Source organism: Streptomyces sp. NPDC087787, assembly GCF_044743035.1.
In the GTDB taxonomy this organism is placed as follows: domain Bacteria; phylum Actinomycetota; class Actinomycetes; order Streptomycetales; family Streptomycetaceae; genus Streptomyces.
Genome location: NZ_JBIUVQ010000023.1, coordinates 62,802 through 86,458, shown reverse-complemented (window position 1 = coordinate 86,458; position 23,657 = coordinate 62,802). Strand labels below are relative to the sequence as shown.

At 70.5% G+C, this 23,657-nt stretch carries 22 protein-coding genes, 1 pseudogene and 1 riboswitch; of the genes and pseudogenes, 15 read left to right on the top strand and 8 right to left on the bottom strand.

Features of this window, described 5'->3' with window-relative positions:
- Positions 1-169 precede the first annotated feature (169 nt).
- Entirely contained in the window at positions 170-1,285 is a 1,116-nt protein-coding gene (locus ACIOWN_RS29670; RefSeq protein WP_362354303.1) for an SPFH domain-containing protein, read from the top strand.
- A gap of 19 nt (positions 1,286-1,304) precedes the next feature.
- Positions 1,305-2,399 (top strand): hypothetical protein, encoded by a 1,095-nt coding sequence (locus ACIOWN_RS29665; RefSeq protein ID WP_362354301.1) that lies wholly within the window; start codon positions 1,305-1,307, stop codon positions 2,397-2,399.
- A gap of 28 nt (positions 2,400-2,427) precedes the next feature.
- Here the strand turns inward: ACIOWN_RS29665 and ACIOWN_RS29660 are convergent.
- From ACIOWN_RS29660 to gcvT, 5 genes and pseudogenes are all read right to left on the bottom strand, one after another.
- Positions 2,428-2,595, bottom strand: a pseudogene (locus ACIOWN_RS29660) (DNA-binding protein); the annotation flags it as partial.
- Between the two features lie 64 nt (positions 2,596-2,659).
- On the bottom strand, positions 2,660-4,027 hold the full coding sequence (locus ACIOWN_RS29655; RefSeq protein WP_362354299.1) for an L-serine ammonia-lyase: 1,368 nt from the start codon (positions 4,025-4,027) through the stop codon (positions 2,660-2,662).
- Between the two features lie 101 nt (positions 4,028-4,128).
- Positions 4,129-5,391: a serine hydroxymethyltransferase gene (gene glyA, locus ACIOWN_RS29650; protein ID WP_362354297.1), complete on the bottom strand. Its 1,263-nt coding sequence runs from the start codon at positions 5,389-5,391 to the stop codon at positions 4,129-4,131.
- A gap of 17 nt (positions 5,392-5,408) precedes the next feature.
- Complete coding sequence (gene gcvH / locus ACIOWN_RS29645; protein WP_358735757.1) at positions 5,409-5,786, bottom strand: glycine cleavage system protein GcvH; 378 nt, start codon at positions 5,784-5,786, stop codon at positions 5,409-5,411.
- A 110-nt stretch (positions 5,787-5,896) separates the two neighbouring features.
- On the bottom strand, positions 5,897-7,024 hold the full coding sequence (gene gcvT, locus ACIOWN_RS29640; protein ID WP_401983824.1) for a glycine cleavage system aminomethyltransferase GcvT: 1,128 nt from the start codon (positions 7,022-7,024) through the stop codon (positions 5,897-5,899).
- A 158-nt stretch (positions 7,025-7,182) separates the two neighbouring features.
- A riboswitch (glycine riboswitch) is annotated at positions 7,183-7,279 on the bottom strand.
- Positions 7,280-7,439: 160 nt separating this feature from the next.
- On the opposite strand from gcvT, the gene ACIOWN_RS29635 reads away from it, so the two are divergent.
- The 8 genes from ACIOWN_RS29635 (at position 7,440) to ACIOWN_RS29600 (ending at position 17,011) form a co-directional block, all read left to right on the top strand.
- A complete protein-coding gene (locus ACIOWN_RS29635; RefSeq protein ID WP_362354293.1) occupies positions 7,440-8,231 on the top strand; it encodes an enhanced serine sensitivity protein SseB in 792 nt (263 codons plus the stop codon).
- A gap of 249 nt (positions 8,232-8,480) precedes the next feature.
- Positions 8,481-9,260: an enhanced serine sensitivity protein SseB C-terminal domain-containing protein gene (locus ACIOWN_RS29630; protein ID WP_362354291.1), complete on the top strand. Its 780-nt coding sequence runs from the start codon at positions 8,481-8,483 to the stop codon at positions 9,258-9,260.
- A gap of 784 nt (positions 9,261-10,044) precedes the next feature.
- Positions 10,045-11,043: an ABC transporter permease gene (locus tag ACIOWN_RS29625; RefSeq protein WP_362354289.1), complete on the top strand. Its 999-nt coding sequence runs from the start codon at positions 10,045-10,047 to the stop codon at positions 11,041-11,043.
- A 35-nt stretch (positions 11,044-11,078) separates the two neighbouring features.
- The gene (locus ACIOWN_RS29620) at positions 11,079-12,848 is read left to right on the top strand and encodes an ABC transporter substrate-binding protein (RefSeq protein WP_401983821.1); all 1,770 of its coding nucleotides are present in this window, start codon (positions 11,079-11,081) and stop codon (positions 12,846-12,848) included.
- Positions 12,849-12,919: 71 nt separating this feature from the next.
- Positions 12,920-13,927 (top strand): ABC transporter permease, encoded by a 1,008-nt coding sequence (locus ACIOWN_RS29615; RefSeq protein ID WP_362354285.1) that lies wholly within the window; start codon positions 12,920-12,922, stop codon positions 13,925-13,927.
- Positions 13,924-15,018, top strand: a complete 1,095-nt coding sequence (locus ACIOWN_RS29610; RefSeq protein ID WP_362354283.1) for an ABC transporter ATP-binding protein — start codon at positions 13,924-13,926, stop codon at positions 15,016-15,018. The genes ACIOWN_RS29615 and ACIOWN_RS29610 overlap by 4 nt, the downstream gene beginning before the upstream one ends.
- Complete coding sequence (locus tag ACIOWN_RS29605) at positions 15,015-16,229, top strand: ABC transporter ATP-binding protein (RefSeq protein WP_401983819.1); 1,215 nt, start codon at positions 15,015-15,017, stop codon at positions 16,227-16,229. Before ACIOWN_RS29610 ends, ACIOWN_RS29605 begins: the two co-directional genes overlap by 4 nt.
- Positions 16,230-16,354: 125 nt before the next feature.
- Entirely contained in the window at positions 16,355-17,011 is a 657-nt protein-coding gene (locus ACIOWN_RS29600; protein ID WP_362354279.1) for a trimeric intracellular cation channel family protein, read from the top strand.
- Here ACIOWN_RS29600 and ACIOWN_RS29595 read toward each other — a convergent pair.
- The gene (locus tag ACIOWN_RS29595) at positions 16,920-18,158 is read right to left on the bottom strand and encodes an alpha/beta hydrolase (RefSeq protein WP_401983840.1); all 1,239 of its coding nucleotides are present in this window, start codon (positions 18,156-18,158) and stop codon (positions 16,920-16,922) included. The genes ACIOWN_RS29600 and ACIOWN_RS29595 overlap by 92 nt on opposite strands.
- 193 nt (positions 18,159-18,351) lie before the next feature.
- Between ACIOWN_RS29595 and ACIOWN_RS29590 the strand changes: the two genes are divergently transcribed.
- A complete protein-coding gene (locus ACIOWN_RS29590) occupies positions 18,352-19,215 on the top strand; it encodes a thioesterase family protein (RefSeq protein WP_401983817.1) in 864 nt (287 codons plus the stop codon).
- A gap of 81 nt (positions 19,216-19,296) precedes the next feature.
- On the opposite strand, the gene ACIOWN_RS29585 is transcribed toward ACIOWN_RS29590, so the two are convergent.
- Positions 19,297-19,923: a TetR family transcriptional regulator gene (locus tag ACIOWN_RS29585; RefSeq protein WP_401983815.1), complete on the bottom strand. Its 627-nt coding sequence runs from the start codon at positions 19,921-19,923 to the stop codon at positions 19,297-19,299.
- 113 nt (positions 19,924-20,036) lie between these two features.
- Between ACIOWN_RS29585 and ACIOWN_RS29580 the strand changes: the two genes are divergently transcribed.
- The 3 genes from ACIOWN_RS29580 to ACIOWN_RS29570 are packed head-to-tail and all read left to right on the top strand — an operon-like array spanning position 20,037 to position 21,767.
- Positions 20,037-20,195 (top strand): hypothetical protein, encoded by a 159-nt coding sequence (locus ACIOWN_RS29580; protein WP_362354273.1) that lies wholly within the window; start codon positions 20,037-20,039, stop codon positions 20,193-20,195.
- 50 nt (positions 20,196-20,245) lie between these two features.
- Entirely contained in the window at positions 20,246-20,539 is a 294-nt protein-coding gene (locus tag ACIOWN_RS29575) for a DUF4190 domain-containing protein (RefSeq protein ID WP_362354271.1), read from the top strand.
- A gap of 58 nt (positions 20,540-20,597) precedes the next feature.
- Positions 20,598-21,767, top strand: a complete 1,170-nt coding sequence (locus ACIOWN_RS29570) for a cysteine desulfurase family protein (protein ID WP_362354269.1) — start codon at positions 20,598-20,600, stop codon at positions 21,765-21,767.
- A gap of 19 nt (positions 21,768-21,786) precedes the next feature.
- Here ACIOWN_RS29570 and ACIOWN_RS29565 read toward each other — a convergent pair whose 3' ends face one another.
- Positions 21,787-22,461 (bottom strand): N-acetylmuramoyl-L-alanine amidase, encoded by a 675-nt coding sequence (locus ACIOWN_RS29565; RefSeq protein ID WP_362354267.1) that lies wholly within the window; start codon positions 22,459-22,461, stop codon positions 21,787-21,789.
- Between the two features lie 59 nt (positions 22,462-22,520).
- Here ACIOWN_RS29565 and mnmA point away from each other — a divergent pair, with 59 nt between their 5' ends.
- Complete coding sequence (gene mnmA, locus ACIOWN_RS29560) at positions 22,521-23,657, top strand: tRNA 2-thiouridine(34) synthase MnmA (protein WP_401983813.1); 1,137 nt, start codon at positions 22,521-22,523, stop codon at positions 23,655-23,657.

Genomic DNA, 23,657 nt, shown 5'->3' with positions numbered 1-23,657 from the left:
TTGTTCTTAGTCGAGTTGCGCGGAAGCGTAGGGAAGAACGGTTACCGTGCGGTAGCCCCCGGGGGAACAGGTTCGATCAGGTGCCGGACCCCCGGGGCGGCGGCGATTGCTATCGTGCGGTCGCGAAGTGAGCCGAAAGCAGAGGAAACGGGGGCGGGCCATGGGACTGATGGACCGTATACGCGGTGAGTTCATCGACATCATCGAGTGGACCGATGACAGCCGCGACACCATCGTCTGGCGCTTCCCGCGCTACGAGAACGAGATCAAGATGGGCGCCAAGCTCGTCGTCCGCGAGTCGCAGACGGCGGTCTTCGTCAACGAGGGACAGATCGCCGACGTCTTCACGCCCGGCACCTACACCCTGGAGACGCAGAACCTGCCGGTGCTGTCCACCCTGAAGGGCTGGAAGTACGGCTTCCACTCGCCGTTCAAGGCCGAGGTCTACTTCGTCACCACCCGCCAGTTCACCGACCTCAAGTGGGGCACCCAGAACCCCGTCATCGTCCGCGACCCCGAGTTCGGCATGGTGCGGCTGCGGGCTTTCGGCGCCTTCGCGGCCCGCGTCGTGGACGCCGCCGCGCTGCTGCGCGAACTGGCAGGGACCGACCCGCAGTTCCGCACCGAGGAGGTGCAGGAGTACCTGCGGCAGCTCATCGTCGGGCGACTGGCGACCGCCCTGGCCACGGCCGGGGTGCCGATGCTGGACCTGGCCACCCGTCAGGACGGGCTCGGCGCCAGGCTGTCGGCCGCCCTCACCGAGGAGCTGGCCCCGGTCGGCATCGCCGTGCCCAAGTTCATCATCGAGAACATCTCGCTGCCGCCCGAGGTCGAGGCCGCGGTCGACGCCCGCTCCCGGATGGGGATCGTGGGCAACCTCGACCAGTACACCCAGCTCCAGGCGGCCGACGCGATCGGCGACGCCGCGCGCAATCCCGGCGCCGCGGGCGAGGGCGTCGGACTGGGCGTCGGCATGGCCCTCGGCCGGCGCATGGCGGAGGGCCTCACCCCGCAGCAGCCCGCCGCGGCCCCGGCCCCCGCGCCCGCCGCCCCTCCGGTCGCCCCGCCGCCGCTGCCCCAGCAGCAGTGGTTCATCGGCGTCGGCGGCGCCCAGCAGGGCCCGTACGACACCGCCGCGCTGACCGGCCTGATCGGCGCCGGCACCCTCGCCCGGACCACCCTGGTCTGGCAGAACGGCATGTCCGGCTGGCTGCCCGCCGAACAGGTCCCGGAGGTCGAACGCCTCTTCGGCAGCGTCCCGCCGCCGCTGCCGCCCCAGGCCTGAGCGGGCGGGGACGACGACCATGACCGAGGACCAGGCCACCGCCGCCCGCTCGTACCCGTGCGAGGCCTGCGGTGCCACCGTGGAGTACGCCCCGGGGACCGACGCGCTGCGCTGCCCCTACTGCGCGCACCAGCAGGCCATCGTGCCCGTGCAGCGCGCGGTGCGGGAGCACCCGATCCAGGAGCTGGCGGCCCTCCCCGCCAAGCCGCAGGCCGGGCCCGGCTCCGTGAACACCTTCGTCTGCCCCGGCTGCGGGGCCCGCACCGAGAGCGACACGCTCTCCGTGCGCTGCCAGTTCTGCGCCACGCCCCTGGTGGCCGACGCCGGCGCCACCGAGCGGGTCGTCCCCGAGGCCGTCGTGCCCTTCGGCCTCGACCGCGACGGGGCCCGGGAGGCGCTGCGCACCTGGACGTCCTCGCGCTGGTTCGCCCCCAAGGACCTGAAGAAGGTCACCGAGGCGGAGTCCTTCAAGGGCAGCTACCTGCCCCACTGGACGTACGACGCGGCCACCGTCTCCGACTACCGGGGCCGGCGCGGTGAGTACTACTACGAGACCGTGACGCGCACCGTCACCGAGAACGGCGAGACCCGCACGGTCACCGAGCAGGTGCGGCACACCCGCTGGTACCCGGCCTCCGGAACGGTGTCCCGCGACTTCGACGACGTCCTGGTCCCGGGCACCGGCCATGTCACCGCCAAGCAGCTCGACAAGCTCACGCCCTGGCCGCTGGAGGAGGCCAGGCCCTACCAGGAGGAGTACCTGGCGGGCTTCCAGACGGTGCGCTACGACATCGAGCCCGAGGCGGGCCTGGAGACGGCCAAACAGCGGATGGCCGAGGTCATCGAGGGTGACTGCCGCAGCGACATCGGCGGCGACGAGCAGCGGGTCGAGTCGGTCGACACCCACTACTCCGACGTCACCTTCAAGCTGCTGCTGCTCCCGGTGTGGTTCCTGACCTACCTGCACGCCGGGCGGACCTGGCAGGTGACGGTGAACGCCCGCACCGGAGAGGTGGTCGGCGAGCGCCCGTACAGCACCGGCAAGATCGTCGCCGCCTCCCTCGTGGCGCTCGCGGTGATCGCGCTGGCCGTCTGGCTGATCGCCAGGAGGTAGCGGCCCGCACGGCGGCAGGGGCTGGACCTCAGATCTTGATCACATGTACGCCGGTTCCGCACAGCATCAGGAGGCCCTCGGGGTCCGACGTGAGGACGGACACGGGGGAGGGGGAGGCCAGTGCGGTGGCGGCGACGATGGCGTCGAGCGCGTATTCGTGGCCGTGGAGGCCGGCTGCGGCGAGGAGTTTCGGTGCTGTCGGGCAGATGGTGCCCGACAGCACCGAAAGGCACGAAGGCGCTGGTCAGGGCCTTAAATCCTCAGCACTCGATGATGTTCACCGCGAGCCCGCCGCGGGCCGTCTCCTTGTACTTGACCGACATGTCCGCGCCGGTCTCCTTCATGGTCTTGATGACCTTGTCGAGGGAGACCTTGTGGGAGCCGTCACCGCGCATGGCCATACGGGCGGCGGTGACGGCCTTGACCGCGGCCATGCCGTTGCGCTCGATGCAGGGGATCTGGACGAGGCCGCCCACGGGGTCGCAGGTGAGCCCGAGGTTGTGTTCCATGCCGATCTCGGCGGCGTTCTCGACCTGCTCGGGGGTGCCGCCCAGGACCTCGGCCAGGGCGCCCGCCGCCATCGAGCAGGCGGAGCCGACCTCGCCCTGGCAGCCGACCTCGGCGCCGGAGATGGAGGCGTTCTCCTTGAAGAGCATGCCGATCGCTCCGGCGGCGAGCAGGAAGCGGACCACGCCGTCCTCGTCCGCGCCGGGGATGAAGTTGATGTAGTAGTGCAGGACCGCCGGGATGATGCCGGCCGCGCCGTTGGTCGGGGCGGTGACCACCCGGCCGCCGGCCGCGTTCTCCTCGTTCACCGCCATCGCGTAGAGGGTGATCCACTCCATCGCGCGGGCCGTCGCGTCGCCCTCGGCGCGCAGCTGGCGGGCGGTGACGGCAGCGCGGCGGCGCACCTTGAGACCGCCCGGCAGGATGCCCTCGCGGGCCAGGCCGCGCCCCACGCACGCCTGCATCACCCGCCAGATCTCCAGCAGGCCCTCGCGGATCTCCGCCTCGGTGCGCCAGGCCCGCTCGTTCTCCAGCATCAGAGAGGAGATCGACAGGCCCGTCTCCTTCGTCAGGCGCAGCAGCTCGTCGCCCGAGCGGAAGGGGTACTTCAGCACCGTGTCGTCCAGCTTGATGCGGTCCGCGCCCACCGCCTCCTCGTCCACGACGAAGCCGCCGCCGACCGAGTAGTACGTCTTGGCCAGCAGCTCGGCCCCGGAGGTGTCGTACGCCCACAGGGTCATGCCGTTGGCGTGGTAGGGGAGCGCCTTGCGGCGGTGCAGGACCAGATCGTCGTCGTAGGAGAACGCGATCTCGTGCTCGCCGAGCAGGTTCAGCCGGCCGGAGGTCCTGATCGTCTCCACCCGCTCGTCGGCCGTCTCCACGTCCACCGTACGCGGCGAGGCGCCCTCAAGACCGAGCAGCACCGCCTTCGGCGTGCCGTGGCCGTGGCCCGTCGCCCCGAGGGAGCCGTACAGCTCGGCGCGGACCGACGCGGCCCGCTCCAGCAGGCCCTCGTTGCGCAGCCGGCGGGCGAACATGCGGGCCGCCCGCATCGGGCCGACCGTGTGGGAGCTCGACGGGCCTATGCCGATCGAGAACAGGTCGAAGACCGAGATGGCCACGGTGACTCCTCAAGACGGGGTGGTGCTGGGGGTGCCAGGGGCGGGGCACCGCGTGCGGGCCGGGGTCTCCGGCCCGCACGCGGCACTCCTCATAACGGGACTTACTTGTTCAGACCCGGGTACAGCGGGTGCTTGCCGGCCAGGGCGAGCACCCTGGCCTTGAGGGCGTCGGCGTCGTAGGACGGCTTCAGCGCCTCGGCGATCACGTCCGCGACCTCGGTGAAGTCCTCGGCCGTGAAACCGCGGGTGGCCAGGGCCGGCGTGCCGATCCGGAGGCCCGAGGTGACCATCGGCGGGCGCGGGTCGTTCGGGATCGCGTTGCGGTTGACGGTGATCCCGATCTCGTGCAGGCGGTCCTCGGCCTGCTGCCCGTCCAGCTCGGAGTCGCGCAGGTCGACCAGGACCAGGTGCACGTCCGTGCCGCCGGTCAGGACGTCCACGCCGACGGCCCGGACGTCGTCCTGCACCAGGCGCTCGGCCAGGATGCGGGCGCCCTCCAAGGTACGACGCTGACGCTCGCGGAACTCCTCGCTCGCGGCGACCTTGAAGGACACCGCCTTGGCGGCGATCACGTGCTCCAGCGGGCCGCCCTGCTGACCGGGGAACACCGCGGAGTTGATCTTCTTGGCCAGCTCGGCGGTGGACAGGATCACACCGCCGCGCGGGCCGCCCAGCGTCTTGTGGGTGGTGGTGGTGACCACGTGGGCGTGCGGCACCGGGTTCGGGTGCAGGCCCGCGGCCACCAGGCCGGCGAAGTGCGCCATGTCGACCATGAGGTACGCGCCGACCTCGTCCGCGATCCGGCGGAACGCGGCGAAGTCCAGCTGCCGCGGGTACGCGGACCAGCCGGCCACGATCAGCTTCGGCTTGGACTCCTTCGCCAGCCGCTCCACCTCGGCCATGTCGACCAGGCCGTCCTCGCCCACGTGGTAGGCGACGACGTCGTAGAGCTTGCCGGAGAAGTTGATCTTCATGCCGTGGGTCAGGTGCCCGCCGTGGGCGAGGTTCAGACCCATGATCGTGTCGCCGGGCTTGAGCAGCGCGAACATCGCGGCCGCGTTCGCCTGCGCGCCGGAGTGCGGCTGCACGTTGGCGTGCTCGGCGCCGAACAGCTCCTTGATGCGGTCGATGGCGATCTGCTCGACCACGTCGACGTGCTCGCAGCCGCCGTAGTAGCGGCGGCCGGGGTAGCCCTCGGCGTACTTGTTGGTGAGAACCGAGCCCTGGGCCTCCATGACCGCCACCGGGGCGAAGTTCTCGGAGGCGATCATCTCCAGCGTGGACTGCTGGCGGTGCAGCTCGGCGTCGACCGCGGCGGCCACGTCCGGGTCGAGCTCGTGCAGGGGAGTGTTGAGAGCAGTCATGTGCGTGTGTCCGATTCTCAGCCGGCCGTCTCGGCGGCGTACTCGTCGGCGGAGAGCAGGTCGGCGGGCTCCTCGGCCAGGCGCACCTTGAACAGCCAGCCGCCCTCGAAGGGGGCGGAGTTCACCAGCGACGGGTCGCTCACCACGTCCTCGTTGATCTCGGTGATCTCACCGCTGACGGGGGAGTACAGGTCGGACACCGACTTGGTCGACTCCAGCTCACCGCAGGTCTCGCCCGCGGCCACCGTGTCGCCGACCTCCGGGAGCTGGGCGTAGACGACATCCCCGAGCGCGTTGGCCGCGAACTCCGTGATGCCGACCGTCGCCACGCCGTCCTCGACGGGCGACAGCCACTCGTGCTCCTTGCTGTAGCGCAGATGCTGAGGGTTGTTCATGGCCAGAATTCTCCTGTACGCGGGTCAATGGTGATGAATGGGGAGTGTGAAAGGCGTGCGTGACCAGGAGTGACGTGTCTCACGTCGCCTCCGTGGCGGCTACGGCCGTGTCACTTCTGCCGCTTGTAGAAGGGCAGCGCCACGACCTCGTACGGTTCGTGGTTGCCCCGGATGTCCACGCCGACACCGGCCGTGCCCGGAGCGGCGTGCGTGGCGTCGACGTACGCCATGGCGATCGGCTTGCCCAGGGTGGGGGAGGGGGCGCCGGAGGTGACCTCGCCGATCACCTCGCCGCCCGAGACGACCGCGTACCCGGCGCGCGGCACCCGGCGGCCCTCGGCGACCAGGCCGACGAGCACCCGGGGCGGCTCGGCGGCGGCGCGCTCGGCGGCGGCCAGCAGCGCCTCGCGGCCCACGAAGTCGCCCTCCTTCTCGAACTTGACCACCCGGCCGAGGCCAGCGTCGAACGGGGTCAGCGAGGTCGTCAGCTCGTGCCCGTACAGCGGCATGCCCGCTTCCAGGCGCAGGGTGTCCCGGCAGGACAGACCGCAGGGCACGAGACCGGCGTCCGCGCCGGCCTCGGTCAGCGCCTGCCACAGCTTCTCCGCGTCGCCCGGCGCCACGAACAGCTCGAAGCCGTCCTCGCCGGTGTAGCCGGTGCGCGCGACCAGGGCGGGGACACCCGCCACCGTGCCGGGGAGCCCGGCGTAGTACTTCAGGCCATCGAGGTCGGCGTCCGTAAGGGACTTCAGGATGCCCGCGGACTCGGGACCCTGCACGGCGAGCAGCGCGTAGTTGTCCCGGTCGTCGCGGACCTCGGCGTCGAAGCCGGCCGCCCGCTCGGTCAGCGCGTCGAGCACCACCTGGGCGTTGGAGGCGTTGGCGACGACCATGTACTCGGTCTCGCCCAGCCGGTAGACGATCAGGTCGTCCAGGATGCCGCCGTCGGCCTGGCAGATCATGGTGTAGCGGGCGCGGCCGAGACCGACGGTGGCGATGTTGCCGACCAGGGCGTGGTTCAGCAGAGCGACGGCCTGCGGGCCGCTGACGGTGATCTCGCCCATGTGGGACAGGTCGAAGAGGCCGGCCTTCGTCCGCACGGCGATGTGCTCGTCGCGCTCGGAGCCGTAACGCAGCGGCATGTCCCAGCCGGCGAAGTCGGTCATCGTCGCGCCGAGCGAGCGGTGCAGCGCGTCGAGCGCGGTGCGGCGGGGGCGGTCGGGTTCGGTACTGCTCATCGGGCGGTCTCCCAGGCATGACAGGCGAGGACGGATCCATGTCCTCCCCATCTGTCATCGGAACCTGAGAGGTTCGCCATGACCGCCGTCGGACGGACGGAGCACGGCTTGCACCTTGGGTGGAGCCACTGCGCCAGCGGCCCGCTTTTCAGATGTGCCTCGCCCGCGCGGTAACGGTGCCTGAGAGATTCAAGGGAGGTACTTGCTCCTTCGGCGCCCCAGCGAGACGGCTGGGGACTCTCCCGCGCGGATTCAAGCGGCCGATATGCAGTTGCGCGGACATCATTGCACGCCCGGCCCGCTTCGCGGCAGGTCGGCATCTGTGACCGTCCTGTGGCAGTAGGTACACGGTTACGTCCTGCGAATAACCGATAACCTTTCGGCCACAGCAGTGGTTCACAGCAGGCGGTAGCAGATGGACTTCCCGGCGGACTTCTCCGCAGACCTTCCGGCACAGGCGCACTCCCATCCGCACGGCGGATGGCCCGGCAACGAGCTGGAGGAGGTGCTGTCCGCCTCCCTCGGCGTACCGTCCGCCGGCGGCCGCATCCTCGAGGCGCTCGGCCGCAGCTTCCTCTGGGTGCCCCTGCCCAACGGCGGCGGTCCGCACAGCGGCCCGCTCGACCTGCCCACGCTGGACATCGACGGCCAGGCGTACGTGCCGGTCTTCAGCTCCGAGGAGCAGTTCCGCCAGGCCGTGGGCCCGCACATGGCGTACACCGTCGCGCCCGCCGTCGAGTTCGCGCGCGGACTGCCCCCGCAGGCCGGCATCGCGCTCAACCCGGACGGCGTGGTCGGCCTCCCGCTGCCGCCGGCCGCCGTGGCCGAACTGTGCCGGGCGGGGCGCACCTCCCTGGACGGCCCGTCGAGCGGCGGCCGCGTCCGCCTCTTCGAGCCCGACTGGCAGGACGACCCGGTGGACTTCCTCGCCGCCGCCGGCGTCGAGTTCGCCGCGACCGGTGTGGTCAGCACCGCCCGCCGCTGCCTGGCCGCCGTCGAGACGGACGACCCGGTCATGTTCGTGGGCGTCGAACTGTCCCAGTGGGACGGCGACCCGCAGGCCGCCCCCCTGGAGGCCCTGGGCCGCGCCCTGGCGGGCAACCCGGCCAAGTGGCCGGTCAACCTGGTCCTGCTGGACGTGGCCCAGGATCCGGTGGCGGACTGGATGAGGGAGAACGTCCGCCCGTTCTACCAGCACGCCCACTGAGTCCGGCCCGGGACGGGGCCGGGCGCACACGATCCGCGATCGGCGGCGCACGGCGAGTCCCCGGCCGCCGGACGGCGGCTTAAGCTAGGGCCTGTTGCGAAAGTCCCGCCTGCCCCGCGACGTCATGCACGCCGAGAGCACGCACCTGACGCCGCGAGGCCCGCCCTCCGGGCGGACGACGGGAAGATGACGACAGGACCCGGACCCACGGCTCGGTCGAAACGTCGGTTGTATGGAGGGGCGGTACAAGTGAGCGCCAGCGGCATCACGGCCGGGCAGGTCGAGCAGACGCTGCGCCAGGTGACGCCCGGGCGTTACGACGCCTACGAGGCGCTGCTGCGCGCCCTGGCGACCCCGTCCTCCGGCCAGGTCTGGATGCTGCTGTGGCACGGTCAGGCCGGTTCCCCCGACGCCCAGTACGGCCACATGGAGGTCGACGGGCACGGCTACGCCCCCTGCGTGACCTCCGCCCAGGAGCTGTCGGCCAGCGGCTGGAACCGCTCGTACGAGGTCGTGGACGGCCTCGACGTGGCCCGCACCCTCTACCCCGACCACTACGGCCTCTGGCTGAACCCGCACGCCCCGGGCGGCGGCGTCGGAGTCCCCTGGCTGGACCTGCGCCGCATCGCCGCCGGCCTGGACCGTCAGCCCGCGGGCCCGCTCAGCCTGTCCGAACCCGCCGTCGAGGCAGCGCAGTTCTACGGCCTGCTCACCCAGAACGCCCAACGCACCCCGGCCCTGCGCTCGCTGCGCCGCGCCTGGGTGCAGCCCGCGCTCGGAGCGCCGTACCTCGCCATCGGGCTCGACGTGTACGACACCTCGCCGCCGGCCGTCGACTCGGTGCGGGTCATGATGCAGCAGTCCATCGGCGCCGTCCCCGACGGGCTGCCGGTGTCGACGGTCGCGATGTCCGACGAGTACGACCCGGTCGCGATGTGGCTGCGCGCCAACTCCCGCCCGTTCTACGACCGTGAGGGCCACGCGTCCCCGGCGGCTGGGTATCCCCGTCCGGACCAGTGGGCCTACTGAGCGTGTTCACCGGCCGGCGGTCCGGGCGGAAGATCGAACCGGACACCGGCCGTCGACGCCGCCCGTGACATCGCGCGTTCCGCGGCGAGTGGATGTATCACGCCATGCTGAGCACGTCGGGAGACCAGGCGCGCCGCCTGTCCGGGGGAACACCGGCCCCAGGTCACGGTTCGCGGCCGTCATGCCTCCTCGGGACCCGGTCGTGAAGCGGCGGGAAGTCCGGCCGCCGGGGCGGCGGCTCGCCTGTGGAGACGCCTGGTGACGGAGCCGCGTCTCGCTCTCGACGGCCCGCGCGGACCGTACCGGAACGCCGGTTCACCGGCACCGCGTCTCCTGCCGGAACGGGCCGCGCTCCCTGCGCGCAAAAGGCCTTGCGGAAGGCTCTGAGCAGGGCGTTTGCGGCTCGGCGGTACAGGATGAGAAAGCGCTGTTCGTCTGGTTTGCGACCGCTGGGCAGGGGCCAAGTGGAGCCGTGATCCGGCCAGTTGGGTGGAGCAGAGGACGTTCGAGAGGCGCTACCCTGTGTCCGGATAACGGAAACCCCCAACCCGCATCACGTTTGCGCATCCATTCACGGTCAGCCCTGGCGAGTGATCGCCGGCCCGTTGAAGACTCGCCTCGCGGATGCAGAGCCTTCGGTCCTGTGATCGAACCAATCGGGGGATCCGCCGGACAGTTGTGCCGCATCCATCTGCCGCCGTCGCGCGGCAGGCAATCGAACCAAAGCCGTCCACAGCGGCGGAGAAAAGGCCGGTCAACCACCGGCGAGAGGGGTCAGGTCACTGTGACCGCACCGATCGAGACCACCGGGGCGGCAACCGAGACGCAGCCGGAGGCTGTGCTCACCGGTGCCGACAAGCGGCGGATCGAGGGCCGTTCCCTCGGACAGATCGCCTGGACCCGGTTCAAGAAGGACAAGGTCGCGGTCACCGGTGGTGTCATCGTGCTCCTGCTGGTCCTGCTCGCGATCCTCTCGCGTCCCATCCAGGCCGTGTTCGGGCTCGACCCCAACGCGTTCAACCAGGATCTGATCGACCCCAACACCTCGCTGCCCAACGGCGCCTGGGGCGGCATGAGCGCGGACCACCCGCTGGGCGTGGACCCGAAGTTCGGCCGTGACATCGCCACCCGCATCCTCGAGGGATCCTGGGTGTCGCTGGTGGTCGCGTTCGGCGCGACGATCCTGTCCAACGTCATCGGGGCGGTCATGGGCGTCGTGGCCGGCTACTACGGCGGCCGCGTCGACACGATCATCAGCCGTCTGATGGACACCTTCCTCGCCTTCCCGCTGCTGCTGTTCGCGATCGCCATCTCCGCCACCCTGCAGGGCGGCGCGTTCGGCCTCACCGGACTGCCGCTGCACCTCAGCGTGCTGATCTTCATCATCGGCTTCTTCAACTGGCCCTACCTGGGCCGGATCGTCCGCGGCCAGACGCTCGCCCTGCGCGAGCGTGAGTTCGTGGACGCCTCCCGGGGGATGGGGGCCAAGGGCCCGTACATCCTGTTCCGTGAACTGATGCCCAACCTGGTCGGCCCGATCATCGTCTACTCGACGCTGCTGATCCCGACCAACATCCTCTTCGAGGCCTCCCTCAGCTTCCTCGGCGTCGGCATCCAGCCCCCGCAGGCTTCCTGGGGCGGCATGCTCCGGGAGGCGGTCACGTTCTACGAGGTCGATCCTCAGTACATGATCGTGCCCGGGCTCGCCATCTTCGTGACCGTCCTGGCGTTCAACCTGCTCGGCGACGGTCTCCGCGACGCTCTCGACCCACGCAGCCGCTGACGCCAGCTGCCGAGAGCACAACAAGTTTCCGTACAATGGAGGGGAACCCGCCCATCATGCGAAGGTCAGCGCTGGCCGCGATTGCGGCCATCGGCTCCGTCAGCCTGCTTGTCGCAGGTTGTAGCAAGGCCGATGACAACAAGAACGAAAAGGGCACCAAATCGGCTGGGGCCGACGCCGCGACCAAGGGGGTCGTCAACGCCTCCAGCAAGAAGGGCGGCACCCTTACCTACGAGATGTCCGACGTCCCGGACTCGTTCGACCCGGGCAACACGTACTACGCGTACATGTACAACCTCAGCCGGCTGTGGGCCCGCCCGCTGATGACCTTCAAGCCCGGCGCCGGCACCGAGGGCAACACCCTGGTTCCGGACCTGGCCGAGGGCAAGGGCACCCCGAGCGACGGCGGCAAGACCTGGACGTACAAGATCCGTCCGGGTCTGACGTACGAGGACGGCACGCCGATCACGACGAAGGACGTCAAGTACGCCGTCGAGCGTTCCAACTTCGCGCGTGACGTGCTCTCGCTCGGCCCCAACTACTTCCAGCAGCTCCTCGCGGGCGGCGACAAGTACAAGGGCCCCTACAAGGACAAGAGCGCCAAGGGCCTGTCCTCCATCGAGACGCCGGACGACACCACCATCGTCTTCCACCTGAAGCAGGCCTTCCAGGAGTTCGACTACCTGGTCGCCGCCCCGGAGACCGCTCCGGTGCCTCAGGCCAAGGACAAGGGCGTCGACTACGTCAAGAACATCGTGTCCTCGGGCTCGTACAAGTTCGAGAGCTACTCCGAGGGCAAGCAGGTCACCCTCGTGCGCAACGAGAAGTGGGACCCGAAGACGGACCCGCTGCGCACGCAGCTGCCGGACAAGATCGTCGTCAACATGAAGGTCAACCCGGAGACGATCGACAAGGACGTCCTCGCGGGCGACGCGATCGACCTCGTCGGCACGGGTGTCCAGGCCTCGACCCAGGCGCAGCTTCTCAGCGACCCGAAGAAGCGGGCCAACACGGACAACACCTTCGGTGGCCGCCTGGTCTACATGGCGATCAACACCAAGGTCGCGCCGTTCGACAAGGTCGAGTGCCGCAAGGCCGTGCAGTACGCGATCGACAAGGCCTCGGTGCAGACCGCCGAGGGCGGCCCGATCCGTGGTGAGATCGCCTCCACCGTCCTGCCGCCGGACATCACCGGCTACGAGAAGTCGGACGTCTACGCGACCCCGGACAACAAGGGTGACGTCGCCAAGGCCAAGGAGCAGCTGAAGGCCTGCGGCAAGACGTCGATCACGACGAACATCTCGGCGCGCTCCGACCGCCAGCAGGAGATCGACGCCGCCACGGCGATCATCAACTCCCTGCAGAAGGTCGGCATCAAGGCCACCCTCAAGCAGTACCCGTCGGGCAAGTACTTCACCGACTACGCGGGTGTCCCGAAGGTCACGAAGAAGCAGAACATCGGTCTGATGATGATGCAGTGGGGTGCCGACTGGCCTTCCGGCTACGGCTTCCTGCAGCAGATCCTGAACGGCGAGGCCATCAGCCAGTCCGGTAACACCAACCTGTCGCAGTACGACAGCAAGGAAGTCAACAGCCTGCTGTCCAAGGCGATCGCGACGCAGGACGACACCGAGCGCAACAGCCTGTACGCGCAGATCGACAAGAAGACCATGGACGACGCCGTGATCGTCCCGCTGACCTACTTCAAGGTCCTGCTGGCCCGCCCGCAGAACGCCACGAACCTGGTTTCCTCGGCGGCCTGGAGCGGTCAGTACGACTACCTCAACATCGGCACCACGAAGTAGCAGCCCCGGAAGGCAGGTGAAGGCATTGGTGCCCGCGGGCTTCGCAGCCCGCGGGCACCGGCGCCGGCCCCGTGATCTCGTACATCCTCCGCCGGACGTTCGCAGCAGTGATCCTGCTGCTGGTCGTCTCCGCGGTCACCTTCGCCATCTTCTTCCTGCTGCCGCGGCTCGCCGGTCAGACCGCTGACCAGCTTGCGCAGCAGTACATCGGCAAGAGCCCCTCCAAGGCCGACATCATCGCGGTCAAGCACAACCTCGGTCTGGACCAGCCCCTTTACGTCCAGTACTGGCACTTCATCAAGGGGATCGTGGCCGGCGCCACCTATGACCTGGGCCCCACCTCGGTGCACTGCGACGCGCCGTGCTTCGGCTACTCCTTCAAGACCCACGAGGCGGTCTGGCCCGAGCTGACCTCCCGTATGCCGGTGACGCTCTCACTGGCCTCGGGTGCGGCCATCCTGTGGCTGCTCTCCGGCGTGACGGTCGGTGTCATCTCCGCCCTCAAGCCGCGTTCCATCTTCGACCGCACCTTCATGGGTGTCGCGCTCGCCGGTGTCTCCCTGCCCATGTTCTTCACGGGCAACCTGGCGATCCTGCTCTTCACCTACCAGTGGCCGATCTTCGGACGCACCTACGTCCCGTTCACCGAGAACCCCGCCCAGTGGGCCAACACGCTCTTCCCCGCGTGGTGTTCCCTGGCACTGCTCTACTCCGCCATCTACGCGCGGCTCACCCGCTCGGGCATGCTGGAGACGATGAACGAGGACTTCATCCGCACCGCCCGGGCCAAGGGCCTGGGCGAGAGCACGGTCGTGGTCCGGCACGGGCTGCGGGCCGCGCTCACCCCGATCATCACCGTCTTCGGCATGGACATCGGCCTGCTGCTCGGCGGTGCGCTGATCACGGAGACCGTGTTCTCGCTGCACGGAGTCGGCCAGTACGCGGTGCAGGGCATCACCGACAACGACCTGCCCAAGATCCTCGGCGTGACCATGCTCGCCGCGTTCTTCGTCGTGATCGCAAATCTTCTGGTGGACCTGCTGTACGCCGCCGCCGACCCGCGGGTGAGGCTCTCATGACCGAACTCTCCAAGACCGGCGCCGCCGTGGGCGAGCCGGCCGCCACCGCCAAGGCCCCGACGGCCTTCCTCGAGGTCCGCGACCTGAAGGTGCACTTCCCCACCGACGACGGCCTGGTCAAGTCCGTCGACGGACTGAACTTCAAGCTGGAGAAGGGCAAGACGCTCTCCGTCGTCGGCGAGTCCGGCTCCGGCAAGTCGGTCACCTCGCTCGCGATCATGGGCCTGCACCGGCTCGGCGCCCGCGGCAAGAACGTCCAGATGTCCGGAGAGATCTGGCTGGACGGCAAGGAACTGGTCAACGCCGACCCGGACGAGGTGCGCAAGCTCCGCGGCCGGGAGATGGCGATGATCTTCCAGGACCCGCTGTCCGCGATGCACCCGTACTACAAGGTCGGCGACCAGATCGTCGAGGCCTACCGGGTGCACCACAAGGTGAGCAAGAAGGTCGCCCGCACCCGGGCCATCGAGATGCTCGACCGGGTCGGCATCCCCGAGCCGCACAAGCGTGTCGACGGCTACCCGCACGAGTTCTCCGGCGGTATGCGCCAGCGCGCCATGATCGCCATGGCGCTGGTCAACAACCCCGAACTGCTCATCGCGGACGAGCCGACCACCGCGCTCGACGTCACCGTCCAGGCGCAGATCCTCGACCTGATCCGCGACCTGCAGAAGGAGTTCGGCTCCGCGGTCATCATCATCACGCACGATCTCGGCGTGGTCGCCGAGATCGCCGACGACGTGCTGGTGATGTACGGCGGCCGGTGCGTGGAGCGCGGCCCGGTCGACGAGATCTTCGAGCGGCCGCAGCACCCGTACACCTGGGGGCTGCTCGGCTCGATGCCGCGCATCGACCGCGAGACCTCCGAGCGGCTCATCCCGGTCAAGGGCCAGCCACCGAGCCTCATCAACGTCCCGTCCGGTTGTGCCTTCCACCCGCGGTGCCCGTACGCGGACATCCCCAAGGGGAACGTCAGCCGCACGGTGCGTCCGGAGCTGGAGCTGGTGGACACCGGACACTGGTCCGCCTGCCACCTCTCGGCTGAGGACCGTACGCGGATCTGGACCGAAGAGATTGCGCCGAAGCTGTGAGTGAGACGAAGAAGACGGACGCCGCCGACGGGGTGCTGCTCAAGGTCGAGGGCCTGACCAAGCACTTCCCCATCAAGAAGGGGATCCTGCAGCGGCAGGTCGGCGCGGTCAAGGCCGTCGACGGCATCGACTTCGAGGTGCGCAAGGGCGAGACCCTGGGCGTCGTCGGCGAGTCGGGCTGCGGCAAGTCGACCATGGGCCGGGTCATCACCCGCCTCCAGGACCCGACCGGCGGCACGATCACCTTCGAGGGCCAGGACATCACGCGGCTGAACGCCGGGAAGATGCGCCCGCTGCGCCGCGACATCCAGATGATCTTCCAGGACCCGTACGGCTCCCTGAACCCCCGCCACACCATCGGCTCGATCGTCTCGGCGCCCTTCCGGCTCCAGGGCGTGGAGCCCGAGGGCGGGGTGAAGAAGGAGGTCCAGCGGCTGCTGGAGCTGGTCGGCCTCAGCCCCGAGCACTTCAACCGCTACCCGCACGAGTTCTCCGGCGGCCAGCGCCAGCGCATCGGCATCGCCCGGGCGCTCGCGCTCAAGCCGAAGCTGGTGGTGGCGGACGAGCCGGTCTCCGCCCTGGACGTCTCCATCCAGGCCCAGGTGGTCAACCTCATGGACGACCTCCAGGAGGAGCTGGGCCTGACCTACGTGATCATCGCGCACGACCTCTCGGTCGTCCGGCACGTCTCGGACCGGATCGCGGTGATGTACCTCGGCAAGATCGTCGAACTCGCCGACCGCACCTCGCTGTACCAGGCGCCGATGCACCCGTACACCAAGGCGCTGATGTCGGCGGTGCCGATCCCTGACCCGAAGCGTCAGGGCGGCAAGAGCGAGCGGATCCTGCTACGCGGCGACGTGCCCTCGCCGATCGCCCCGCCGAGCGGCTGCCGCTTCCACACCCGGTGCTGGAAGGCTACGGAGATCTGCCGTACCACCGAGCCGCCGCTCAAGGAGCTGAGGCCCGGTCAGCGGGTGGCCTGCCACCACCCGGAGAACTTCGAGGACCAGGCTCCGCAGGACACCGTGCTGCTCACGGCCGCCAAGGCGGCCGCGGAACTGGTGGCCGACGAGGTCCTGGCGGAGTCGGCGGCGACGTCGGCCGCGGTGGCCGCGGAGGTCGGCGAGGCGGCGGAGGACTCCGGGTCCGCCGGCTCCCCGGAGTCCGGCACCGAGGGCTCCGACGGCCAGGAGTCGGCCGGGAAGTAGGCGAAGCGGCGCGGTGAAGCCGCGTACGTGACCGAGCGGGAGAGTGCTCGGCCGGTGGACCCGGCCGTGGCACTCTCCCGCTTCGCCGTGTCCGGGGACGAACCGGCCACGGGTGACAATGTGGCGTGCTTCAGCAACTGTTCAGTCCCTCCGTCCAGCACACGCTCGACGTGGTCGGCATCTTCGTCTTCGCCATCTCCGGGGCGCTGCTGGCCGTCCGCAAGAACTTCGACGTCTTCGGCATCGCCGTCCTCGCCGAGGTCACCGCGCTGGGCGGCGGGCTGTTCCGTGACATCGTCATCGGGGCCGTGCCCCCGGCCGCCTTCACCGACCTCGGGTACTTCCTCACCCCGCTGCTCGCCACCCTCGTGGTCTTCTTCCTGCACCCGCACATGGAGCGCATCCAGACCGCGGTGTACGTGTTCGACGCGGCCGGCCTCGGCCTGTTCTGCGTGACCGGCACGACGAAGGCGTACGCCTACGGGCTGAACCTCACCGCGTCGGCGACGCTCGGCATGGCCACCGCCGTGGGCGGCGGTGTGCTGCGGGACGTGCTCGCCAACGAGGTGCCGTCACTGCTGCGCTGGGACCGCGACCTGTACGCGGTCCCGGCGATCGTCGGCGCCACCACGGTGGTGCTGTGCATCCACTACGACGCGCTGAACCCGTTCACCAGCGGTCTGGCGGTGGTCACCGCCTTCGTTCTGCGGCTGCTCGCGATGCGGTTCCACTGGCGAGCTCCGCGGGCCTGGAACCGCCGGTCGACGGTACGGGAGGAGTGAGGGCCGTCCGGAGGCGGTGGGGCGGCCGCTGCCCCAGCTCCTCGGACAGCCAGCGGAACGCCGCCGGGACCTGCGGCCGCCACAGCGCCATGCTGTGGCCGCCCGCGCTGCGGGGCACGAAGACCACGTGCACGGTCGTCGGCGGCTTCGCGATCCGTTCCAGCGCGACGCCGGCCTGGTACCCGTCGCCGCTCTGGCCCGAGAGGTAGAGCGCGACGCGCGGCGGGACGCGGTAGTTCTTCAGCAGGATGTAGGGGTTGTTCGCGCGTCGCAGCCCGAGGTTCTGGTTGGCGAGCGAATTGCGTTCGCCGATCGGGTCGTTGTACCCGGACAGGCTCACCGCGGCGCGGTAGCGGTCGGGGTGGGCGACGGCGAGCTTGCTCGCGCAGTGCGCCCCGGCCGAGTAGCCGGCGGTGGCCCAGCCGTTCGGGGCCGGCGCGGCACGGAAGTTGTCCGTGATCATCTTCGGTACGTCGATGCTCAGCCAGGTGTCGGCGTTCACGGTGCCCGGGATGTTGGCGCAGCCCGTGTCGATCTTGGCGATCAGGTTGGTGCGCGGCGCCACCAGTATGAACGGCGCGACCTGTCCGCTGCGCATCAGCGGCTCCAGTTGCTGGTGCACCTTCAGGGAGCCGAACCAGGCCTTCGCCGAGCCCGGGTAGCCCGACAGCAGCTCGACCACCGGGAACTTCTTGTTCTTGTAGGCGGGCTCGTCGTACTGCGGCGGCAGCCACACGTAGACCTCGGCGTTCACCCCGGAGACCCGGCCCCTGAGCTGTGTGACCCTGACCCCTCCGGAGGCGCGCATCCCGGGTCCGTCGGCCGGGGCGAACTTCTGCGCGACCCTGGGCAGCTGCCGGTAGGCGATGCCGCCGGTGCCGTCGGCGCCCAGGTTGGCGGCCTGCTGCACATGGTTGCCCGTGCCGAGCAGGTCGGCCCAGTTGTCGTACAGGTTGTTGGCGTTGTTCACCAGTACGAAGACCAGGGTGATGGCCGTGGCCTGGGCGAACAGCAGCATCAGCGCGCGCAGGGCGGTGCGCAGCACCTTGGGGCCCCTCAGCCGCGTCCACAGGACGAAGGGCAGGGCCAGCGCGGCTACGGCCAGCACGACGGTGGTGTACAGGAACGGAGTCCCGGTGAGGCTCATGTCCCGATAGAGGGTGAACAGGGCCTCGGAGTTACGGGCAAGTACGGACACTTACCGAGATATTGCCTGCTTCTCACCCTGCGGGAGGGCTTGTCGTACGAGCACACAGGGCGGCACCGGGCCACTTCGGGTCGCACCGGGCCGCATGGGGTAAAAGCTACCGCTTAGTAGTGTCCTGATGTATCGTTCACTCATGTCAGAAGCAGCCACCGCCGCGCGGGCCGCGATCGGCGACAGCGAGTTCGACCGGGACACCGCGGTCACCCGGAGCGAGCCCGGCGTCTACGGCATCGACCTCTCCGCCGGCTGGACGATCGCCGGCGCCGTCAACGGCGGCTATCTGCTGGCCGTCCTCGGCCGCGCGCTCGCGGACGCCCTGCCGCATCCGGACCCGTTCACGGTCTCGGCCCACTACCTGACCGCGTCCCGGCCGGGTCCCGCCGTCGTCCGCGCGGACGTGGTGCGCGCCGGCCGCACCCTGTCGACCGGCCAGGCCTCGCTCTTCCAGCGCGACGACGACGGCCGCGAGGTGGAGCGCATCCGCGTCCTGGCCTCCTACGGCGACCTCGGCGCCCTGCCCGACGACGTGCGCACCTCGGCGAAGCCGCCCGCGCTCCCGACCCTGGAGCAGTGCTTCGGCCCACAGGACGCACCCGGCGACCCCGCGCCCGTACCCGGCAGCTCGTCCATCACCGAGCGCCTGATGCTCAAGCTGGACCCCGCCACCCTCGGCTGGGCGCTCGGCTCGCCCTCCGGCAAGGGGGAGATGCGGGCCTGGTTCGGGCTCGCCGACGGCCGGGACCACGACCCGCTCTCCCTGCTGCTCGCGGTGGACGCGCTGCCCCCGACCGCGTTCGAGCTGGGCATCAAGGGCTGGGTGCCGACCGTCGAGCTGACGGTGCACGTCCGCTGCCGCCCGGCGCCGGGCCCGCTGCGCGTGTCCATCACCACCCGCAACCTGGCCGGCGGCTTCCTGGAGGAGGACGCCGAGGTCTGGGACGCCGCCGACCGGCTGGTGGCGCAGTCCCGGCAACTGGCACGGGTCAGGCTCGGCTGAGGGCCGTACGAGCCTGGCTCGGCCGACCCCCGCACGGGCCGGACTCGACCGGAGGGGCCGCCCCGGCGCCCGGCCGGACCGTCAGTCCAGCCAGTGCCGGCGGCCGACGCTGATCAGGCGCAGCTGCCGGGTCGCGACCTTGGTGACGCGCTCGCGCTCCTGCTCCGGGGCGTCGAGCGCCTCCAGGAACAGCGAACCGGCGATCAGCATCTGGTCGACGTACAACTGGGCGAGCATGAGCAGGTCGTCCTCGCTCCACCCCGCGGACTGGGGGTCCTTGGCCAGTTCGTCCCTCACCTCACGGGCGAACCGGGCCAGTTGACCGCGCACGACCTCCCGCACCTGCTGCACCCCGCCATGGCGCTCGCGGGCGATGAAACGGACATGGGCGGGGTACGCCTCGACGTGGCGGGCGATCAGGTCGACCGCCCGCGCGATGCGCTGCTCGCTGTCGTCCAGCGGGGACACCGTCGACCGGATCGTCGGGTGCAGGCTGCTCAGCGCCTGCTCGACCAGGGCCACGCCGAGATCCGCGGTGGAGTGGAAGTGGCGGTAGAAGGCGGTCGGGGCGACACCGGCGGCGCGTGTGACCTCGCGCAGGCCGAGGCTGCTCAGGCTCTGCTCCTCCAGCAGCCCCAACGCCGCGTCCATCAGGGCCTGTCGGGTCTTCTGCTTCTGGGCCTGCCGGACGCCGGGAGTGTGACTCATGCCATTCAGTCAACAAGTGTTCTCCGGATTGTCAAAGCCGGTAACGCGTTAGACTGAGTAGTCAGTGAACAGGTGTAACTACAAGCGTTCACCGACAAGGGGGATCCGATCTCATGCTGTTCCTCGTCGCAGCACTGCTGCTGCTCGGCGTCGCCCTCGGCACGGTGGCCCACGCGCCGCTCGACCTCACGGTCGCCGCGGCCGCGGTCATCGCCGTCTGGCTCGCCGTCTTCGCCCTCCGCGAGCGCCGCGGCCGCGGCACGTCCCGCTGACGCCTCACCGACCCGGCCCGTCCGTCACGACCGTCAGGAGCAGAACCGCCATGCAACTCACCGCACCGGCTTCGCGCCGCACCGGTACGCAGTACGCAGACGAGACAGGCGACATGGCCGACAGGGACGGCATGGCCGTCGCGTCCTTCGTCCTCGGCCTGCTCGGCCTGCTCGTCCTCAACCTGTTCCTCGGCCCCGTCGCCATCGTCCTGGCCGGCGTGGCCCTCCGGCGCGGCACCCGCCGCCGCGGCCGCGCCCTCCTCGGCCTGACCCTGGGCATCGCCGACCTCGTGGTCCTGCTGGCCTTCGTACAGGCGGACCACACGCTGTCCTGGAGCTTGTGACACCTGGCCCATCCTGATCCCCGGGCCGGCCGCGGGCGCCCGTAGAATCGGCCTCACCATGGCTTACCTCGACCACGCCGCGACCACCCCGATGCTCCCGGAGGCGGCAGAGGCGCTGACCGCGGCACTGGGTGTCACCGGCAACGCCTCCTCTCTCCACGCGTCCGGGCGCGCGGCCCGCCGCAGGGTCGAGGAGGCCCGCGAAACCCTCGCCGAGGCCCTCGGCGCCCGCCCCAGCGAGGTCGTCTTCACCTCCGGCGGCACCGAGGCGGACAACCTCGCCGTCAAGGGCCTGTACTGGGCCCGGCGCGCCGCCGACCCGGCCCGCACCCGCGTCCTGACCAGCCCCGTCGAGCACCACGCCGTCCTCGACGCCGTGCACTGGCTCGGCGAGCACGAGGGCGCCACCGTCGAGTACCTGCCGGTCGACTCCTACGGCCGCGTCCACCCCGAGGCGCTGCGCGAGGCCATCGCCCGCAACCCCGCCGACGTGGCCCTGGCCACCGTCATGTGGGCCAACAACGAGATCGGCACGCTGCTGCCGGTGCGCGAACTGGCCGCCGTGGCCGCCGAGTCCGGGGTCCCGCTGCATGCCGACGCGGTGCAGGCGTTCGGGCAGGTCCCGGTCGACTTCGCCGCCTCGGGACTGGCCGCGATGACGGTCTCCGGCCACAAGATCGGCGGCCCGTACGGCGTCGGTGCGCTGATCCTGGGCCGCGAGTACGCCCCCGTGCCCGTCCTGCACGGCGGCGGCCAGGAACGGCACGTCCGCTCCGGCACCCTCGACGCGCCCGCGATCGCCTCCTTCGCCGTGGCCGGCCGGCTCGCCGCCGAGCGGCGCGAGTGGTTCGCCGCCGAGATCGGCGCGCTGCGCGACGAGTTGATCGCCGCCGTGCGCTCGGCGGTCCCGGACGCGATCCTCGGCGGCGACCCGGCACCGGAGGGGCGCCTTCCGGCCAACGCCCACTTCACCTTCCCCGGCTGCGAGGGCGACTCCCTGCTGCTCCTGCTGGACGCCCAGGGCATCGAGTGCTCCACCGGCTCCGCCTGCACCGCGGGCGTCGCCCAGCCCAGCCACGTCCTGCTCGCCACCGGCACCGACCCGGACCTGGCCCGCGGCACTCTCCGCTTCACCCTCGGCCACACGTCCACCCGGTCCGACGTCGACGAGGTCGCGAAGGCCATCGGCCCGGCGGTGGAACGGGCCCGCGTGGCGGGGCTGACGTGACGCGCCCGGGCGCCGCGCCTCAGGTCCGGGCGGTTCGGGTCCGGGCGGCTGTGGCCGCGCGGACCAGGCGTATGTAGCGGTCCCAGTCCCAGTGGGGGCCCGGGTCCGTGTGGTCGGCGCCCGGGACCTCCACGTGGCCGATGATGTGCTCCCGGTCGACGGCGATGCCGTACCGGCCGCAGATCCCCGCCGTCAGCCGCGCCGAGGCGGCGTACATCGCGTCGGTGAACGACGAGCCGTCGTCGACGAAGCCCTCGTGCTCGATGCCGACGCTCCGCTCGTTGTACCCCCGGTTGCCCGCGTGGAACGCCACGTCCAGCTCGCGGATCATCTGCGTGACATGCCCGTCCGCGCCGACTATGTAGTGCGCGGCGGCCCCGTGCCCCGGGTCCTGGAACACCTTCACCGCACTCGCGTAGCTGCCCTGGGTGACATGGATGACGACCCGGTCGATCCGGTAGTCGTCCGGGCGGTCCGCCGCCCGGTAGTTCGCCGGGGAGGCGGCCACCCACCGGGCGCCCACGAAGTCGACCGCGCCCTCCACCCGCGGCTTCTGCGCGCCGGGCAGCCGCCACCACAGCCGGGCCAGCCCGCTGCGCTCCACCGCGGCCCCGCCCACCACCAGCGCCACCCCGCCGAGCAGCAGGGCCCGCCGCCCCGGCCGCCGCTGCCCGTCCGTCTTCTTCGCCCCCATGCGATCTTCAACGCATCTCCGGCGGCCCTGGTTCCCGCGCCCCTTACCCTGGAAGGGCTATGACTGACACCCCGCAGCGCTCCCGCCCCCTCCGCGTCCTCGCCGCCATGTCGGGCGGGGTCGACTCCGCCGTCGCCGCCGCGCGCGCCGCGGAAGCCGGCCACGACGTCACCGGCGTCCATCTCGCGCTCTCCGCGAACCCGCAGTCCTTCCGTACGGGCGCGCGGGGCTGCTGCACCATCGAGGACTCGCGCGACGCCCGCCGCGCCGCGGACGTCATCGGCATCCCGTTCTACGTGTGGGACCTCGCCGAGCGCTTCCGCGAGGACGTCGTGGAGGACTTCGTCGCCGAGTACGAGGCCGGCCGCACGCCGAACCCGTGCCTGCGCTGCAACGAGAAGATCAAGTTCGCCGCGCTCCTGGACAAGGCGCTGGCGCTCGGCTTCGACGCGGTCTGCACCGGCCACTACGCCAAGGTGATCCTCAACGAGGACGGCACCCGCGAGCTGCACCGCGCCTCCGACATGGCCAAGGACCAGTCGTACGTCCTCGGCGTCCTCGACGACCAGCAGCTCGCGCACGCCATGTTCCCGCTCGGGGACACGCTCACCACCAAGGACGAGATCCGCGCGGAGGCCGAGCGCCGGGGCCTGGCCGTCGCCAAGAAGCCCGACTCGCACGACATCTGCTTCATCGCCGACGGCGACACCCAGGGCTTCCTGGCCCGCCGCCTGGGCAAGGCCGAGGGCGACATCGTCGACGAGTCGGGCGCGGTCGTCGGCAGCCACGAGGGCGCGTACGGCTTCACCATCGGCCAGCGCAAGGGTCTGCGCATCGGCACCCCGGCGCCCGACGGCAAGCCGCGCTACGTCCTGGACATCTCCCCGGTGAACAACACGGTGACGGTCGGCCCGGCCTCAGCCCTGGACGTCACCGCCCTCACCGCGATCAGGCCCCGCTGGTGCGGCACCGCGCCCTCCGGTCCCGGCACCTACACGGCCCAACTGCGCGCCCACGGCGGCGAGACAGAGGTCACCGCCGAGCTCGTCGGCGGTGAACTCCGGGTCGCCTTCACCGAGCCGGTCCGCGGCGTGGCCCCCGGCCAGGCGGTCGTGCTGTACGACGGCACGCGCGTGGTGGGCTCGGCGACGATCGCCACGACGGTACGGGCGAAGGAGCCGAGCACGGCGGTCTGA

Bases quoted from the DNA above. Each gene is read 5' to 3' on its own strand.
- ACIOWN_RS29670 (WP_362354303.1), top strand. From the start codon at position 170: ATGGACCGTATACGCGGTGAGTTCATCGACATCATCGAGTGGACCGAT.
- ACIOWN_RS29665 (WP_362354301.1), top strand. From the start codon at position 1,305: ATGACCGAGGACCAGGCCACCGCCGCCCGCTCGTACCCGTGCGAGGCC.
- glyA (WP_362354297.1), bottom strand. From the start codon at position 5,391: ATGACTGCTCTCAACACTCCCCTGCACGAGCTCGACCCGGACGTGGCC.
- gcvH (WP_358735757.1), bottom strand. From the start codon at position 5,786: ATGAACAACCCTCAGCATCTGCGCTACAGCAAGGAGCACGAGTGGCTG.
- gcvT (WP_401983824.1), bottom strand. From the start codon at position 7,024: ATGAGCAGTACCGAACCCGACCGCCCCCGCCGCACCGCGCTCGACGCG.
- ACIOWN_RS29635 (WP_362354293.1), top strand. From the start codon at position 7,440: ATGGACTTCCCGGCGGACTTCTCCGCAGACCTTCCGGCACAGGCGCAC.
- ACIOWN_RS29620 (WP_401983821.1), top strand. From the start codon at position 11,079: ATGGAGGGGAACCCGCCCATCATGCGAAGGTCAGCGCTGGCCGCGATT.
- ACIOWN_RS29610 (WP_362354283.1), top strand. From the start codon at position 13,924: ATGACCGAACTCTCCAAGACCGGCGCCGCCGTGGGCGAGCCGGCCGCC.
- ACIOWN_RS29595 (WP_401983840.1), bottom strand. From the start codon at position 18,158: ATGAGCCTCACCGGGACTCCGTTCCTGTACACCACCGTCGTGCTGGCC.
- ACIOWN_RS29590 (WP_401983817.1), top strand. From the start codon at position 18,352: ATGTCAGAAGCAGCCACCGCCGCGCGGGCCGCGATCGGCGACAGCGAG.
- ACIOWN_RS29585 (WP_401983815.1), bottom strand. From the start codon at position 19,923: ATGAGTCACACTCCCGGCGTCCGGCAGGCCCAGAAGCAGAAGACCCGA.
- ACIOWN_RS29580 (WP_362354273.1), top strand. From the start codon at position 20,037: ATGCTGTTCCTCGTCGCAGCACTGCTGCTGCTCGGCGTCGCCCTCGGC.
- ACIOWN_RS29575 (WP_362354271.1), top strand. From the start codon at position 20,246: ATGCAACTCACCGCACCGGCTTCGCGCCGCACCGGTACGCAGTACGCA.
- ACIOWN_RS29570 (WP_362354269.1), top strand. From the start codon at position 20,598: ATGGCTTACCTCGACCACGCCGCGACCACCCCGATGCTCCCGGAGGCG.
- ACIOWN_RS29565 (WP_362354267.1), bottom strand. From the start codon at position 22,461: ATGGGGGCGAAGAAGACGGACGGGCAGCGGCGGCCGGGGCGGCGGGCC.
- mnmA (WP_401983813.1), top strand. From the start codon at position 22,521: ATGACTGACACCCCGCAGCGCTCCCGCCCCCTCCGCGTCCTCGCCGCC.